This window comes from Bradyrhizobium sp. 157, from assembly GCF_023073815.1.
GTDB lineage: Bacteria > Pseudomonadota > Alphaproteobacteria > Rhizobiales > Xanthobacteraceae > Bradyrhizobium.
The window spans coordinates 87,006-104,161 of record NZ_JADPKF010000076.1 but is presented as its reverse complement, the minus strand read 5'-3'; the positions used below and the strand labels follow the sequence as shown (position 1 = coordinate 104,161).

Genomic DNA, 17,156 nt, shown 5'->3' with positions numbered 1-17,156 from the left:
GCACCTACTCATCTGCGATTCCGATCCACGCCAATGGACGGCTGGTCACCTGGACGCAAGGCGATCAACCCGCAAGCCCTCCTCCACGGCACCGCGGCAGGTCATGCAAGAGGCGTCCAAGGAGCGCTCTTCCGCATTGCTCACCTTTTACGACCGCGCAGTCTGTGACGGATGCAGCCGAATACGGCGCAGATCCCAGAGCCCGCGCAGTTCGTTCACGAGAGCTTCTCGCCTAGTCCTGTCAGAGGTGACCCTGGCGAGAAGATCGGCAAGAACAGCTTCCTTCTCAATTTGCATCAGCATGTCGAACAGGTCATGCGAGACGCGCACGCTGTCCTGGCTGGAGTGACCCATGCGGATCTCGCAGACTGTCTCCTGGCGTTCTCGGCCCGCATGAGCGCGAACCCGGTAAAGAGATACATGGGGCGGCAGTGATACAGCGAGTGCAGTCCAGCTTTCGAGCGTTGTTGCCCGCTTCTTGACGAGGAATGACCCGACCACAAGGCCATCCAGCTCGGTCGACAAAAACGCCGTAATCGCATCGGCAACGGAATCTACGATCGGTTCGGCATTGTTGTTGAAGGACGTATTAAGCAGAATCGGGACGCCTGTCCGGCTCTTGAAGGCATTGATGAGTTCCCAATAGGCGGCATTGCTCGTGCGGGAAACCGTTTGCAGCCGAGCCGTACCATCGATATGCGTGATCGCGCCCAGCAAAGCACGCTTGGATTCGCGCACGCGAACGACGAAATTCATGAAGGGATATTCTGCGCGACCATCCGGCAACTCAAAGAACGCGCCCGCATCCTCCTCCAGAACCGATGGCGCAAATGGTCGATAACTCTCGCGCTTCTTGACCATCGCGTTGATCCGGTCCTTGTTCGCCGCGGGCCTCGGGTCCGCAAGAATACTGCGGTTACCGAGCGCACGAGGGCCGAACTCCGATCGGCCCCGTACCCACCCGATCACGGCGCCATCAGCGATCCACTCGGCTGCTCTGGTCGCCACGTCAGCGGTTCGTTCAATCTCCAGGTGTCCGGCCCATCCCTTCAGTTCCTGTTCAATGCTGTCGTCGCTGCCGACATCTGGCCCCCAATAAACCGCCTGTAGCCGCTCGCGGGGCGCAGGCTGCCCGGCCTCGTTCGACACCATCAGTGCCGCGCCCAATGCGCATCCGGCGTCATGCGCAGCCGGCTGCACGAAGATGTCTTCGAACAGGCCTGAATACAGGAGTTTTCCGTTCAGCGTGCAGTTGTGGGCCACCCCGCCAGCCAGGCACAACCGTTTCATTCCGGTCGACTCACGGTAATGCCGCAGAATGTGAAACACGATCCGCTCCAGCGCCTCCTGCAACGATGCGCTCACATCTCGATGCTGTTGCGTGAACGGCATTCCCTTTCGCCGGACCTCGATGTTGCGCAGCAATGCCGGGCCGATACGTTCGAGGTGAACGCGGTAGCCACCATTTGCGGAGAGCTCATAGAATTGGGAAAAGAGCTCGCGATAACGTGCGGGATCTCCGTAAGGAGCCAGTCCCATAACCTTATACTCGTCGAACAGGCCGTAGCCGAGATATCGGATCGTCTCCAGATAGAACAGTCCGAGAGAGTTATTCTCTGGAAACGTCATAACTTCGATCATTTCGGTGCCCGACCCGACCGCCAAGAGACCCGACAGGAAGTCGCCACAACCGTCGATCGCGAGGACGAGGCTTTCTTCAAAACCCGACATCGCCAGAGCGCTCACGGCGTGGGCCTGATGGTGGCCTACGAATGACACCCGCGAAGGATCAACTTGGGTACCGAACTCCGTGGCTAGAAGGTGCCGTAACAGCAGATTCGCATCTAGCGGAATTGAGATTTCCGGTTGTGAGATGAACAACCGTTCGAGCATCGCATTGCAATAGGCTTCAGTAGCGTAGAACGCAATACGATCGACGTCGCGAAGCTCCACGCCCGCGGCTGCAAGACAGTATTCAATCGCACTGCTCGGGAGCTTGTTTGAATGTTTGATCCGGTTGAGGCGCTCCTCTTCCACGGCAGCGATCACGCGCCCGTCCTTGACAAGTACCGCGGCGCCGTCGTGCAGAAACGTGTTCGGTAGTCCAAGGGGGTTTTCATAGACTCTGTCGAGGCCGCCACTCAATCCTAGACACAGCATCTTGTTCTCCGTTAATCCTGAGAGGCCTGTTGGCCTATTTCGTATCGCTTGCTTTGGGAGTAGCCCGCACGTCGCCGCGGGGCCGATCAGGCATCGCTAGCGTGAGGAGACTCACATAAGCGTCGCACGCGATCGGAAGTTCGTTACGCCCGATATCTCATCTCGCACACGCGATGCTTCGCTTTAGGTCTTGTTCCTCTCACCGCATCAGGCGCTGCCGAAGCAGCACGGCCGAGACGAGGAAGGGAAATGCTGCGTAGATGCAAAGTGCGCCCACATGCAATCCGACGCTGTCGACCGGCCGACCGAGCATTGCTGGACGAATGAGATCGACCGAATGAGTCAGCGGCAATAAGGCCGCGATGCGTTGAAATGAACCGGGCAACTGGCTCATTGGGAAGATCGCCCCGCTCAAATACATCATGGGCGTGAGAATGAGCGACTGGTAGAAGATGAAATAGTCGTGGCTTGGTGCAAGTGCTGAAACGACCATTGCGAGGCTCGCGAAAGTAACGCCAGTGAGGGCGATGGCTGGTAACGCATAGGGGATGGATGACCACTCTGCGTAACCCAGCGCGACGGCGACAATCGTGATCGCCGTCCCGGCGAGCAAGGCCTTACTCGCTGCCCATGCCACTTCACCGAGAACAATGTCGCCGAGCGTAAGGGGCGTACAGAGCACTGCCTCCCACGTGCAATTTGTCTGCATGCGAGCGTAAGCCGCATAGATCGTTTCGAAGGTTGCGGAGACCATCGCGCTTGTGGCGACCATGCCAGCCGCCAGAAACGAGATGTATGAGGTCCCCTCAACACCACCTATGATCATTCCAAGGCCAAAACCGAGACCGAACAGAGAGCTCATCGGCTCGGCCAGATTCCCAAGAATCGATGCCAGAGCGACTTTCCGCCAGACCAGAAAATTGCGGCGCCATACCGCGATCCAGTTCCATGGATTAGCAGGGAGCGCCGGCGCAAAACGTTGCCACATCGTTCAGTCCTTTATCTCTCGCCCGGTTAGCCGCAAGAAGACATCCTCCAGATTTGGAGGACGCTGCAGAAAGCGGAGATCCGTGCGGTTGGCAAGCCGGAGGCGCACCTGCTCTGGATCCGTGACATAGCAGAAGAGCGTCTCCCCGCTCACCTCAGCGCGCTGCACTTGGGGTCTGACCAGCGGCAGCAGTTCATGCGGATTACCGCCGTAAATCTCGATCACTTGGCAGCCGATCTGCTGCTCGATCAGCGCGTGAGGCTGACCTTCGGCGATCTTACGGCCGTGCTCAAGCACGCACAGGCGGTCGCACAATCGCTCCGCCTCTTCCATGAAGTGGGTGGTGAGAAGGATCGTTTTGCCGCGCGCTAATAGCGAGCGCAAGCGTTCCCAGATCAGGTGACGGCCGTGCGGATCAAGGCCGGTCGTCGGCTCATCAAGCACTAAGAGCTGCGGGTCGTTAATGAGGGCCCGTGCCAACGTCAGGCGTCGCTTCATGCCGCCGGACAGTTCGGCGACGCGGGCATCCGCCTTGTTCTCCAGGCGCGCGAATTCGAGCAGTGACGGCGTGACCGCTTTCACCTCAGCCGCGCTCATGGCGAAGTAGCGCCCGAAAACGAGCAAGTTTTCGCGCACCGTGAGCTGAAGATCAAGGTTATCGAACTGTGGGACAACCCCGATCCCCCGCCGCGCCAAGCGCGCCCGTGCCGGCACTGGCTCGCCGAGCACGCATATCTTACCTGCATCGGGCGATGCTACACCCAGGATCAAACGCGCAAGCGTGCTTTTACCCGCGCCGTTTGGTCCCAGCAGACCGAAGCACTCTCCCGGCGAGACGGTAAACGAAAGAGCGTCCACGACGACCCTGTCGTCGTAGAACTTGCTCACCTGGAAAAGGTCGACTGCCGCGGTTGACATTTGCTTACGCCATCGCGACGGACGTTGTTCGCGCCGCTTCCTCCCTCGCGCGCTTTCTTGTGTACAGCAGGCCGTTACACCATACGTGATCGACGCGTCCCCACTGGCACGCGGCGGCAGCATCCGGGAAAAAGCCGCGTCCATGCAGATTGGCGCTGGTATTGCAAAGCAGCGGAATGGCTGTGAGCTTCTCGTATTCGACGAGAAGCTCGGCCACTTTATGCTGAGAGGTTCTGGAAACGGTCTGTAGACGAGCAGATCCATCGAGATGCACGACGGCGGGAATTTTGTCCCGCCATTCCGGTCGCGTCTGGTGATCGAACAGCATGTACGGATCGGGTATTCCAGGGCTAAAAATCTCCGCCGCACGATCCTCCAGGCATATCGGCGCTACCGGCCTGAAATGCTCACGAAGTTTGATGTCGTTGAGATGATCTTTCATTCCTTCCCAGCTCGCAGCCGCGAGAATGCTTCTGCCACCCAAAGCTCGTGGTCCAAGCTCGGCACGCCCGGCAAGGAAGACCACGGGCTTGTCGCAAGCGAGGATTGCCGCAAGTTCGCCCATAGTACAGGGCGCGCCCTCCCATTCGGGCGGGACTTCGCTGGGACGAACGGCCGGTCCACTGTAGACCGACCATTCCAGAGCTCTAAAGCCTTGCTGTGCCGCCAGTGCAGAGCAAGCAGCACCAATGGCTGAGCCGCTGTCGTTCGGAAAGGGCGGCACCCACACGACATCGAACAGGCCAGTCGCACGAAATACACTGTTCCACTTAATATTCAGGCCACAGCCGCCGGCTATGCAGAGGTTACGCGCCCCTGCAAGATCCGAATGCCGCTCCACAACATCAGCAATGGTGCGAACCAGCAGACGCTCTAGAAAGACGTGAAATGACGCAAGGACGTCTTCGGCTTGCTTTTCCTTCAATCGCATTGCGCACGCATCGAAGAAGTCGTGCAAAGCTTCAAGTGGCGATTGTGAGCTGTTGACCTCTTCAAGCTCAGGACAAGCGCCCTCAGCATCCGTGGCAAAGTGCGCCTCATAAAGTTCATGAAACGTCTTAATACTGTCCTCGTCGGGCGATCCCAGCGCGATATAGGCCATCAGCTTGCCGGCAATACCGAGATCCCAGCTGGTCCGGTCTGCCCGCCTGTAAGGTCCAAAGTGATGTCCTGCCGTCGCATAGGCGTGACCTATCATCGGAAACAGGCACTCGATGAACCGGATGCCGTGGGGCTCGACATAGTAGAGGCGTGGAAACATGCAGCCGTCCCACACCAAGCAGAAAGCAGATTGTGCGGATTTGGCAAACGAGCTGGCGCAGTATGCGGATGCTACGTGCCCGGTGACATGGGGATAGCTTTGATAGGGATATAGCTTCCCATCAAGCATGAGGCCGATGCGATCGCGGGACGTCAGGGGGCTATCGCCTTGCCGTTCGACATACGGCGCGCCCTTGAGCTTGATGGTCGTCGTCCCACTAAGGACTTCAAACTGCGACTCGAACTCTCCATCCCAGCCATCAATGACGAACTGATCAACATCGCTCGGATCCAGCCCGTGCTCCGCCAAGGCGCCAACAACGGCATCCAGATTGTCAATGGTTTGATAACGCGGATTGTTGTTCAGCTTCTCCTGTTCGACACAAAACACCACCCGGCCGTCCTCGATCAGAGCGACTGCCCCGTCATGCGTCAACTTGATACCGCAGATACGCATAGTGGCTCCTTTCAAGCTCGACCGTTAGGACGGATCGAAGATCGCTCCGGATTGCGAAAGCGGACCAACAAGCAGTCTTCGTCAGCCGACTGCCCCTGGCACTGCACGCGTTCGACCTCAATGAGCGCTTCAGTCAAAATCGTGATGACTGTCTCGGCGCCAGCGACATGCCCCCATCGCCTGCAGATGGCATCACGTGCAGATCCGAAGACCAGATGCCCACGTGGAGCAAGCATGTTCACCATCTTGTCGATTGCGGTACGCATCCGTGTCATGTCTTCGAGGTAGTAGAGAACTTCGGCGACCACGATCAGATCGAACAGCTCTTCGGTCGAGAACTGCAGAATATCGGTCGCCGCCCAGCTGATATGCGACCACCTCTTGGTCCGCTGGACCGCTCGACCGATCGCTCGCGGCATAACATCGATGACCGTGAGCCGTTTGCAGTGAGGAGCAAGCTTCTCTGTGAATGCACCGGCAGCGCACCCGACCTCGAGGCCTGTTGAGACGGCGCCGTTCGACAGCGATAGCCGTAGCAATTGGGTGTGACGCTCACGTTCGAACGGATTGTCGTCAAGCCGCCACGGGTCATCGTTAGTCAGCTCCCGTTGCAACGATTGATATGTCTTGTCCACGCTCACCACTAAATCCCCCTACAAAGCTGTCAGTCAGTCTCGGCCGCAATGCCATCAGACGCGATCAGCTGCGAGGGAGCGCGCGAAAGACCTGCCCCGCGAATTGAGCCAGGCGTTTCCGATGCCGGGTTAAGGCTTGGTCCAGTTGTCGCGTCTTCGATCGAGGCCTTCGATTCATCGACGTCTGATGATTTCGCTACTTTGCGCGAGAGCCAGTCGCTGTTGCTCAAGGTACAGAGCGCATAGGCTTTCATCGGGAGCAGGAGGAAGATGTTGATCGGGGTGTGCAGCGAGAAGCCGAGAAATCGAAGCTCGCCGGCACGAACGGCCGCCACGCTGCATCGAATCATGGTCATCGCGACGATGGTCAGACCGGTCCACCAGGGCACGGTGCCGGTGAGCGCGAGCTGAGCGAGCGCGGCAATCGATGAGATGGCGAGCAGCAGCGGCCCGAGGTTCTGTCCGAGCACGTCGAGCGTAAGGTACCGGTCCAGGCCGGGCAACAGGTGCAAACCCAGCAGCGTGTCGCGGTAAGTGCTCCGCGCCCAGCGGAGCTGTTGCCGCAGATACGGCAAGAGCCTGTCCGGGACCACCGTGGCGGCGATGGCGTCCGGAACGTACTCGGTTCGAAACCCTGCCTTGAGCATGAGGATCGTCAGATGACGGTCCTCACCGAAGTCGCTCGGCTTTCCCCGGAAGAACTGCGTCTCGTACTGGTCCAGCAGCAACAGCAGCGCGGAACGGCGGTACATGGCACACGGCCCGCAGCAGCACATGACGGCACCAAAGCGCGTCTGCGCCGCGCGCTCTTCGTTGCAAGCCAGCCAGTACTCCATGTCGATCAATCGGGTCAGCCAGCTGTCGTTCCGGTTGCTGGCCGTCAATTGCCCCATGGCCGCGCCGACGGCTGGATCCTGCATCTTGCGTACGAGCTTGCTGACCACGTCGCTGGCGATTTCCGTGTCGGAATCGACGTTGAGCACGAGATCGCCGAACGACCGGCGTATCGCTGCGATCTGCGCCTTGCGCTTTCCAACGTTGCTTGGCAGCAGAATGACGTTGAACCTCGGGTCATATGCGTAGCTCCCATGGACCGGGGCCACTGCACCGACATTTGCAGAGCCGTCATCGACCACATAGACCTGCAATCGCCCTGGGTAGTCCTGGCTTGCGAGAGACTTCAGGCAGGCCGCCAGCGTGCGCGGGTCCTCGTTGAAGCAGGGCACGATGACATCCACGCTGGGCAGAGCACCGTTGTCGATCGGGTCGTACGGCGGCAGTGAGGCGTCGGTTCGCAGCGCATAAAGCGCCTGCGCACTCTTATGGACGCTGGAGAGCAACGCGTAGGAGGCAACAGCAACGGTGCTGATGGTGGCAAGCAGGCTCATGGGGATTGATCTATTCAGTGAGTTTGAGGAAGCGACCGGATTGCAAATCCACGGTCACGCAGTGCTGGAATGAGCTGGGCGAGCGCCGTCACAGTCTGGTCGCGCCGACCAGAGTGAGGGCGGCGTTCCAACTCGTCGGGAGGGCACCCGTCGTGCAGGAGCACGATTGCCCCCGGCCGGACCGAGGCCATCACCGCGGCAACAATCGCCTCGGCGCCAGGACGAGACCAGTCTTGCGGGTCGACTGACCAGTGCAGGGCTGCCAGTTCGGCCTTCGCCGACGCGGCAAGGGCCTCCTTGGTCCAAATCCCATACGGCGCACGCATGTGCCGCACAGAGGCTCGGGGGCAGGCCATTCCGATGACCTTGTTCGTCGTGAGGATCTCGTATTCCACCTCATCCGGCATGCATTTGGATAAATCCGGGTGCGTCATTGTGTGGTTTGCGATTTCGTGCCCTTCTGCAATGATGCGCTGGAACAGCTCCGGCTGACCCGCTGCATATGCACCGATCACGCAGAAGGTCGCGGGGGCGCGATGCTGCGCCAGCACATCCAGGATAGCCGGCGTGCAATGCGGGTTGGGACCATCATCAAATGTCAGATAGACGCAGTGCTCTCCGCCGGCGTCGGCGTAGTCGCTCCGCGCTTCAGTCTCGTCGTCTGCGGACGTCACAGTTCTGGCCCGTTCCGTTCAATCATCTCACCGGCCGGCCATTCGCTCATTGGCCTCGCAATTGGCAGAACAAGGACGACCACGTCCTCCACGCGCGTCGGAGGCACAGTGAGATAGATATCCGGACGAGTGGACCGGACACGGAGCCCTGGCAGAACAGTCGCCAATCCCTGTCGCCCGAGCAGCCTGGTAATATGTTTCTGAAGGGCAGATCGGACCGTGCCAAAGCCGAACGGCACCCCAAGATCTCGCAATACGGGATACATCACGCGGATGGAGTGACTGATGCCGAGCCCCTCGAGATCTGGGCGTACCCCGTACAATCCGAGTTCAGCCACAAGCAGATCGACCTCACCAACTTTTATGAAGCGGCGCAGTGCGCCGATGTGAATCGCGACGCCACGATCATCGTAGCCGATTGCCCGAATCTCAGGCCTTGCGCCGGCCCAGCTTCGATGACATTCAAAGGGCTTTGCATTGAATGCCCCGGTTGGACCATAGGTCTTCCGGAAGAAGTCGGACAAGTCAATATGGTCAGCAAGTTGAAGCTCATTTTCCCAGCACAGCCTCCAACGAACTGGAGGGCGCGCCGAAACACCTCGTGTGGATCCGGGCGCGATCATTTTCATAGAGAGTAATTCCTATTCATTATCTGGCTCCTGACGCAGGCCAGCAGTTCGCTACGCTCGAAAGGCTTGCTCAAGAACTGGAGTCCAGCTTGCAGGACTCGCCTCATATCGTCTTCGGAGTTGTCTGTGAGAAGGACGGTGGGAATCGCGCCTCCGGATGCAGCCAGATGATGGAAAAGCTCAAAGCCACTCATCCCGCTCGACTGCGTGTCCGCGATCAAGCACGACGTGATCAAACGGCGGCCCGATTTTAAGAACTCGTCTGCGCTCTCGAAGGGTTCGGGTACGTAACCCGCGGAAAACACCATATCCGTCAGAGCTTCACGCACTGACCGATCTGCATTCACAATGGATACGACGTCGATCGTGTGCGCAACTCGCATCAGATTCGCCCAGGACGCCTTCGCTTGCATGTTCCGCACGATTTCCCCGCAGCAAGGACGCAATCGGATGCCACCAAAACACATTTGGGGCCCGCAACCGGAGGGGTCCAACTGGACGGAGATCTACGGCCAGGTTGAGCGTTCGCTCAATTCTACGGCGGTACACGGCCGACATATAATGGGTTGGCGAAGCCATACGAAGGTTTGCTCGTCCTATACGCCCACCCACATTTGCGGATTCCCACCGTGCTAGGTCGCCGAGATATGACCTGCGCAACACGCGCGAAACTGCGACCGCACGGTCCAGATGTCTTGATCGATCCCTGGCGCTGGGCTGAGACGCGCAACGATTTGTAACCATTCTGATAGATCTGACATCTCGCTAAACTATCCTTTGCTATCCTCATTCGGTACAAATGGTAAAATCCATTGTATCGATAGAACACATTCATAACGTGGATCACTCAGGATTATGCGTTTCAAGGGCCTCGATCTGAATCTCCTCGTCGCGTTCGACGCCCTGGTGACGCAAGGCAATCTCACTGCGGCGGCAAGAAGCATCAACCTAAGTCAACCTGCCATGAGTGCTGCCGTCGCGCGGCTTCGCACTTACTTTCGCGATGAGCTATTCACGATGAGGGGCCGGAAGCTTGTCCCAACGCCGCGGGCTGAATCGCTCGCAGTCCCGATTCGCGAGGCTCTCGCTCACATTCAGCTCTCCATCATTTCTCCGGACGGCTTCAATCCGTCTCAATCGAATCGGCGATTCAGGATCATCCTGTCCGACTTCATGACTGTCGTGTTTCTCCGACGAATCGTGGACCGCGTCGCGCGGGAAGCTCCAACAATCAATTTCGAGTTGTTGCCGCCCGTAGAGGAACCCGATGAACTTCTCCGGCGCGGCGAAGTCGATTTTCTCATGTATCCGGAGATGTTCATGTCGAGTGCGCATCCCAAGGCGGCACTGTTCGAGGACACTTTCGTTTGCGTGGGCTGCCCCATGAACAAGCAGCTGGCGCCGCGACTTACGTTCGAGAAGTACATGTCCATCGGGCACGTGGAAGCCCAGTTCGGGCGCTCCCTGAGGCCCTCCTTCCACGAATGGCTCTTGCTCGAGCATGGTTTCAAGATACGCACCGAGGTCGCTGTGCAGGGTTTTGGTATGATTCCGCCTATGCTATTGGGCACCAACCGTATAGCGAGCATGCCCTCAAGACTGGTCAGCCATTTCGCAAACACGATGCCCCTGCGGGTCATCGAACCTCCGCTGCGACTTCTCACATTCACCGAGGCCGTCCAATGGCCGGCCATTCATAATACTGATCCTGCAAGCATTTGGATGCGCAACATATTCTTGCAAGAGGCATCCATGATGGTCTCTCCGTCCGAGACCAACCAATGTCACGGCCCGTTCTAGGATTGTTCGGCCGTTTGCGACCTACTCTCCGTTAACCAGATCTACGCCAGGCTCGAAGCTCCGGTCCTCGCTGGTGTTCGGATTGGCGCGCTTGAGCGTAGTTTGATCGGGTCGGCGGCGCTATTGATCTCGCGCTGGCGTGACGATCTTGCGCGTCATACAGCTCGTTCGGCGGCGCTCCGCAACGACTTTCCGCTGATCCGACGGGCTGCATCGCACTGTTCTACATGAGCTGAGCTCAGAGCTCGCGAAATGATCGGCCAGTCAGTTGAACGATATCCGGCCTCGGCACTAAAATCCCTTGAATCGTACACCGCGTCAGGTTGTAGACCAAGACCTGCGATCGAGGCTGCAAACGTGGTCACTGGTAGCGCACCCGCACCGCTCTTCGCCTGCCGGTGGGCATTCTCCTTGCCGTCTACTGTCCCGGCGATCGCAGTAATGCCGAAGCACGCCAGTAGCTAGACGTCTCTTGGCGGGCCGCCCCACAGGGTCGATGCCGGCTCGTTCGCGTCGAACCAACTTGTTCTGCCGAACGCCAACGCTATCCACAGTCGCGCCCGGAAAGCCCAACGCGAGCTGACGTAACTCGGGAGAGCGGAACCTGGAAGTGAGAGGTATTGCGCAAGGCTGGCATGGAGGTTGGGACAGCTCATCTCAGCGGCGTTGTCTTACTCTTATTGTACTTGATCCCGCATGACGGAGCGCAACGGCAAACTCGCTGGCCGCAGGATCAACCTGGATCCACCCGCCATGAGCTCGCGGCATTGTCCCGCTGCGCGCGTGCTTCGGTGATGAGTATTTATGATGAGAGGACGGCAACTGTGCCAATGTCCGCGCGCGGAACGGTTCGCCGCTCCCATTCGCCAAGCCCTGCTCCACCTCCAGCTTCTGATCATTTAGGGCGACATGGTCAATCCAGTCATATCGGATCGTGGGTGCAGGGATCCTTTCGGATCTCGCGACAGTCGTCTTATTTTCGAAAGTATTGTGGCGCGTGGCGCGCGATGTCGCCGCCGTCAGTCCCGAGTTGCAGCCCCTTACCGCTGACCCCGAAGAGCTACTTCGGTGCGGTAACATGATTTGCCTATCTTACCCAAAGCATCTATGTCCAGCGCTCGCACACCAAAGCGATACTGTTCGAGGATGAAAGTGAGTGAGCTTCCGGACGAGCAAGCCATTACCCGCAACAGCTGGACTGTGCTGCGCAACACTGATCCGGCTCACGTCCACGTGAAGCCAACTCCGACCCGACTCATGGCGCCTGTGTTCTTGGCGATTTGCTCGATCAGACGTTCAACTCTTACTCGTCTAATCAAATCGAGGTTGCGCCTAGCACCTGGCGGAATTCTGCATAAGGCGTAAGTTAGATCACGCGATCGGGTAATAAGAAGACATCGTCCTGGTTTTGAGAACCGGCGGTCCTTTCGAGATCGCCCAGCGATTGGTATACAGGCAGCCTGCTTTTCCTAACAGTTTCGTCTCGTCAGCAGGCAGGCCGCGGGACAGGTGGCAGGACCACTTCTCCGGCATCATCAAGTCAAGAACCGTGTATTCAAGCCCTCGGTCTCAGAGGATGAGTACGGTACCCCTTGCACTGCAATGCGACCGCCTGCCGGCCGCCGCGGCGCGCAAATAGTCCAGGTCCTAACGGCACTCCGAGTGCGCCGCGAGACGGCTAGTCTCGTCCACGTTTCAGCTGCGACCGAAAGTCTTCTCCGTTGCCCGCGGCGGGGCGGGGCAATGCCGCCCAGAGAAGCGCAGCACTCTGACCAAACCACAGGTATCAGCCATCACGAATGTCGTTTTCCTGCAATGATCACGGCGTGGGCCACTCCGCGGATCTGCATACTATGCCTGGCTCCACGCACACTGCTGCTGCAGGTCACCTCAAGTGGGAGGGAGCAGCTTGCGGCGCGGCAATCAGGATGGAAGTGCGTCCCATCCAGATTGTCGCGCTATAGTAGCCGAAGGGATTTGAATCGTACGTAGCGTCACGTTGTAGGAACCAGGCATCCGCCGCATCGCGCCGACCAACTAGTCAACGACCGATGGCGGGAGTGTGACGTAACACATCAAAGCAATCCTCCGGTTTAGACATCGAGATGACGACACCGCTTCTTTTTCTCACTATGATCTTCTTCGGCGGCTTTGGATTAGGATACGCTATGCGCAGCTGGCGTTCCCGCAAGCGACGTGAGCACGCCCGGCTCTATGGCGCTTACTTTCATTCCGGCACTTCTGCTCCGCCGCCGCTCCGAGTTCCCGCACGCCGTGGTTCCTAATGCTGCATTCGGCCTTGCTCAAGCAAGGAAATTGCCGATCTGCCACACGAGGGCGAACGCCCACCGTCGTCAGTTCGCGAGCACAGAATCGCAAGGCAGCGTGGAGGCCACGCGCGTGCTCGCGTGGAGTCAGTCCCAACAGCGCGGTGTAACGTGTGACTGATCGCCGATTTGACCCGAGACACTGACGGTGAAGACTGCGAGTTGGCCGTTCACGGACGATCGGGCCGACGGCGGTGGATTCACAACCGGCCCCGGACCTTGCAACGTACATTTGTGTGATCTTAGCATGCGCGGAAGCCATTGCCGGACCGAATTCCAATCAGCGCTGGTGCGCATCGCGGAGAAGATATGTCTGGCACGCGAGCTAACGCTTGAACTAAATGCGACGGCGAGCACGATTGCGGCAGCACCGACAAGGAGCACCTTTCACTCTCCTCCGGCATCTACACCGCTTCGATGCCCGTGGCCATCTGCACTGGGCGAGAAGAGAGATCCAGAGCCATCGCACGACTTCGAATTTCGTCTCGCGCAGGATCAGCGCCGCATTGACCGTGACAAATGCTTCCTGGCCGAGTTCGATTCGCTGAACTCGCCTACCTAAACTGAGAGGTTTCGAAGGTGAGACTTCCCTCTTAGAACTCGATCCGCGATAGTCAGTACAGCGGATGCATCATGAAGCCTGACGAGCGCCTCGCCGAAGTCCTTGAGAATAGCGCGTGTTTTGATGATGACGCATGGGAGGTGTGGGCACAGTGCCTCTCACCCACTGAGCGGCTGGCGTATATTCGCAAGCATCGCTCTCACTTCCGGTTCGCAGATTACGATGAAGTGATAGCTGTTGTACGGCGGCGGCGCTTCACCGGTTGCTCATCGCAGCTCCTTCGATGGCGTCACAGGATAAGAGCAAGCACGTTGCAAAGCGCTTTGCTCTTTTCGGTTGCGGTGTGGCTGGGGATCACGTGGCTTGCGGTGCGCTTCATCCGCTGAGATCAGCAGCCGGCTTTTCGTCCACGCCTACGCAATCTACGTTCGCACGCGAAGGAGCATTGCGAGGCAGTTGAAGATGATCCGCAACGCCGCAACCTGACGCAGGGTTCGGTTCAAGCATTCCTTTCGGCGCAAATGTTGCGATGCAGTTACAGCAATTCGCGCGGATGTTGTTAAGACGCGCAAGGCTCGGGGCACTCAAGACATGAGAGTAGAAATGAAGAACTTGTTGCTTGTGACTGTAAGCATTGTGGCGCTTGGCGCGGTGGCGCCCGCATTCGGCGCGGATCTGGCTGCGCAGCCGGTCCAGCCCCTCTATGCCAAAGCTCCGCAACGTGTCGCGGCTGCGATCTACGACTGGAGCGGCTACTACGTCGGTATGAACGGCGGCTTGGGCTCAAGCTCGAATTGCTGGGACTTCAATGGCGGCACGCCTGAGGGCTGCCATGATGCGACCGGCGGTACTGTGGGTGGCCAGATCGGCTATCGAAGGCAGATGGGCCAGATCGTGCTTGGTGTTGAAGGCCAGGGGAACTGGGCTGATTTGACTGGCTCGAATGACAGCGTCGCGTTTGCGGATATCAACCAGACCAAGATTGATGCGTTCGGCGTGGTAACGGGGCAGATCGGTTATGCCGTGGACGACGTACTATTTTACGCCAAAGGTGGTGCCGCAGTGACGAGCAATACCTATCAGATTAGCTCGACCCTCACGGGCGCGCAGCTTGGGAAGAGCGACCACATTCTTTGGGGTGGTGCATTGGGAGCTGGGATTGAGTACGGTTTCGCGCCGAGCTGGTCGGTCAGCCTCGAGTACGACCACCTATTCATGCAGCCCGCACCTGTGCACTTCGCCGCGCCCGCAGGCGGAACCGATCGCATCCGCCAGGATTTCGATCTTGTGACTGCACGACTCAACTATAAGTTTGGCGGCCCGTTTCTTCTGAAATATTGATCCGCAGTACGAACGGCGGATCGAAAGCCCCGGCCCATGGCCGGGGCTTGTTTTTGCGAGGGCGGGCTTGCTGCATCAGGCAATACTGTTATCCCAGGCGACTGGGTCGTCGCAATCCAAACCCAAAAACCGCTCCCATATTGGACGAGTGGCGCTTGCGCTGAAGATCACTGTCATCGCACGCGCGTCAGCAATGCGGCGAATGGTTTCCCGTCATGTCCAGTCAACGTCGGATTTAGGCAATCGTGCGAACCTCTCCCGCATCGAAAACACGACCAACCCTCGGCGGGATGCGCATCTATGCTCCCGAAGATCGAGATGACAGGCTTCTCAGCTATTCGCGGCAACAGCATCTTTTGCACCTTGGGCTGAACGTGTCCTCGCTGCTATTGTCATATTGTCACGCTGGTCAGATCGCTCGCTCGTGACTTCGGCATAGGTCAATACGCGGCAGCGGCGCCAAAACGTCAGATAAGACCGAGGCGAATCGCCTTGGCAACGCAATAGGTACGGCTGTTCGTCTCTAGCTTTCGCATTGCGTTCTTCAGGTGAAAGTTCACCGTATTCTCGCTGACTCTCAGGATGACTCCGATTTCCCAGGATGATTTCCCCTCTTCCACCCAGCGGAGGCAATCCTTTTCTCGTTCGGATAGGGCCACTTGCATATGGCATCTGCCCTCCGATGACGGCGCGATCTCTGCAAATGCATGATGAAACTGCCAAGCCAATGCGTTGAGACGACTGAGGCGATACTCAGGGTCGGCATCGTCGAACCTGGATGCAAAGGATGCGACAGATAGCTGTCCAAATGGTCCGAACAGTGGTACGGTTACGCCATGCTTCAGACCGGCCTCTTTGGCCTCGTTCAACACACGCAGTTCGCCGGGCTGCAATTGATATTTGTGAGCGAGTTGATCCCATAGAAACGGCGCCGACTGCATCGTCGTACGCCGAACCACGGGATCGATGGCATTGTATCGGCGTTCAGCATAGCGCTCGCACCACGCGGAAGGAAAGTTCACTGTCACCGCGGCTGGCAGATACTCTGGTCGGCGGGTCGGCTCCGCGTCCGTCAGCGCCCCGTAAGCGACTCGACTGAAGCCCTGTTCGCTCGAACAGCTCACAAGCAGATCGAACAACACCTCGGGAGATCGACTCTGTTTTGCACATTCGATGAAGCAAAATAGGTCCATTTGGTGCCTCCCCCCACCGACTTAGGCAAACCGGTGCTGCGTCTTTCGAGTGGATCGATTTGGGCAGGGGCCCTGCGCCACTTCAGCCTCCTCTTGCTTGCGAAGTGCTCGACCGAAACGCGACAAGCATACTTCTCGTCATGAGCTGCAATCGAGTTGCCTCAGATCGGATAGTTGCTCGACAGAGAACAGTGTGCATGCGCTTCTTCGGGAGGAGGCGGACCTGAAGCGTCCAGCAAATGTCGTACCAGCTGAGGCGCTAGGAGCAGTGCCGCAAAAGCACGAGTGCTGGAGAACTGGGGACGCAACGTTCACTGCTAGAATTCGGACATTCGTCGCAAGAGAGACAACCTTGTTGGCGCTGCTAGCTGAAGAATATATGTTGCATCGGCAAGTACGCGAACGATCGTTTACGCGTTGGTCAGCCTCCCGCCTCTGCCCCCGGGGCCAGCCGAGCTAGCGTAGACCCAGCGCCCGCGTCAAAGGGTACAGAGGCAATGACGCAGAAATGGCATGCATCCGCTGCGATACCCGTTTGCCATGGCGGTCGCGCCGTACCGAACGGAACGCCGGAGATCCCGGTTGCGCGATCGCGTATTGCCAAGCGCTCGTGTTCAAAAGCACCCGGACATGTTTGGGCGAGCGAATCATCCGAATACGGCAAGGGCACCTGCGGCTTAAATGACCTCCAACTGACCGCACATGATGGGCGTTGTGCTCACGCACATTGACAGACAGAAGCCGTGCGCATAGTCGTCCTGCACGGGGCTGGTGCTCCACCTCGGAGATGCACGGCCATAAATCCGCTTTACAAACAGTAGATC

13 protein-coding genes are annotated in these 17,156 nt (G+C 58.4%); 3 read left to right on the top strand and 10 right to left on the bottom strand.

Going from position 1 to position 17,156, the window contains the following annotated elements:
• Positions 1 to 147: 147 nt before the first annotated feature.
• From IVA95_RS19405 to IVA95_RS19365, 9 genes are all read right to left on the bottom strand, one after another.
• Positions 148 to 2,160, bottom strand: a complete 2,013-nt coding sequence (locus IVA95_RS19405) for a carbamoyltransferase (RefSeq protein ID WP_247511918.1) — start codon at positions 2,158 to 2,160, stop codon at positions 148 to 150.
• Positions 2,161 to 2,359: 199 nt separating this feature from the next.
• Positions 2,360 to 3,148, bottom strand: coding sequence for an ABC transporter permease (locus tag IVA95_RS19400; protein WP_247494280.1), 789 nt, complete (start codon positions 3,146 to 3,148; stop codon positions 2,360 to 2,362).
• 3 nt (positions 3,149 to 3,151) lie between these two features.
• Complete coding sequence (gene nodI, locus IVA95_RS19395; protein ID WP_247511917.1) at positions 3,152 to 4,066, bottom strand: nodulation factor ABC transporter ATP-binding protein NodI; 915 nt, start codon at positions 4,064 to 4,066, stop codon at positions 3,152 to 3,154.
• Positions 4,067 to 4,070: 4 nt separating this feature from the next.
• Complete coding sequence (nodU, locus tag IVA95_RS19390; RefSeq protein WP_247511916.1) at positions 4,071 to 5,783, bottom strand: nodulation protein NodU; 1,713 nt, start codon at positions 5,781 to 5,783, stop codon at positions 4,071 to 4,073.
• Positions 5,784 to 5,794: 11 nt separating this feature from the next.
• Positions 5,795 to 6,424, bottom strand: coding sequence for a nodulation methyltransferase NodS (nodS, locus tag IVA95_RS19385; RefSeq protein WP_247511915.1), 630 nt, complete (start codon positions 6,422 to 6,424; stop codon positions 5,795 to 5,797).
• Between the two features lie 23 nt (positions 6,425 to 6,447).
• Positions 6,448 to 7,806 (bottom strand): chitooligosaccharide synthase NodC, encoded by a 1,359-nt coding sequence (gene nodC / locus IVA95_RS19380; RefSeq protein ID WP_247511914.1) that lies wholly within the window; start codon positions 7,804 to 7,806, stop codon positions 6,448 to 6,450.
• Positions 7,807 to 7,820: 14 nt separating this feature from the next.
• Entirely contained in the window at positions 7,821 to 8,480 is a 660-nt protein-coding gene (gene nodB, locus IVA95_RS19375) for a chitooligosaccharide deacetylase NodB (RefSeq protein WP_247511913.1), read from the bottom strand.
• Positions 8,477 to 9,109: a NodA family N-acyltransferase gene (locus tag IVA95_RS19370; protein WP_247511912.1), complete on the bottom strand. Its 633-nt coding sequence runs from the start codon at positions 9,107 to 9,109 to the stop codon at positions 8,477 to 8,479. The genes nodB and IVA95_RS19370 overlap by 4 nt, the downstream gene beginning before the upstream one ends.
• On the bottom strand, positions 9,106 to 9,522 hold the full coding sequence (locus tag IVA95_RS19365; protein ID WP_247511911.1) for a response regulator: 417 nt from the start codon (positions 9,520 to 9,522) through the stop codon (positions 9,106 to 9,108). The genes IVA95_RS19370 and IVA95_RS19365 overlap by 4 nt, the downstream gene beginning before the upstream one ends.
• A 442-nt stretch (positions 9,523 to 9,964) precedes the next feature.
• On the opposite strand from IVA95_RS19365, the gene IVA95_RS19360 reads away from it, so the two are divergent.
• From IVA95_RS19360 to IVA95_RS19350, 3 genes are all read left to right on the top strand, one after another.
• Entirely contained in the window at positions 9,965 to 10,909 is a 945-nt protein-coding gene (locus IVA95_RS19360; RefSeq protein ID WP_247511910.1) for a LysR family transcriptional regulator, read from the top strand.
• A gap of 2,960 nt (positions 10,910 to 13,869) precedes the next feature.
• Positions 13,870 to 14,184 (top strand): hypothetical protein, encoded by a 315-nt coding sequence (locus IVA95_RS19355; protein WP_247511909.1) that lies wholly within the window; start codon positions 13,870 to 13,872, stop codon positions 14,182 to 14,184.
• Between the two features lie 217 nt (positions 14,185 to 14,401).
• Positions 14,402 to 15,139 (top strand): outer membrane beta-barrel protein, encoded by a 738-nt coding sequence (locus tag IVA95_RS19350; RefSeq protein ID WP_247511908.1) that lies wholly within the window; start codon positions 14,402 to 14,404, stop codon positions 15,137 to 15,139.
• Between the two features lie 467 nt (positions 15,140 to 15,606).
• Here IVA95_RS19350 and IVA95_RS19345 read toward each other — a convergent pair whose 3' ends face one another.
• Positions 15,607 to 16,332 carry a LuxR family transcriptional regulator gene (locus IVA95_RS19345; protein WP_247511907.1) on the bottom strand — a complete coding sequence of 242 codons (726 nt, stop codon included), beginning with the start codon at positions 16,330 to 16,332 and terminating at the stop codon, positions 15,607 to 15,609.
• Between the last annotated feature and the right edge of the window lie 824 nt (positions 16,333 to 17,156).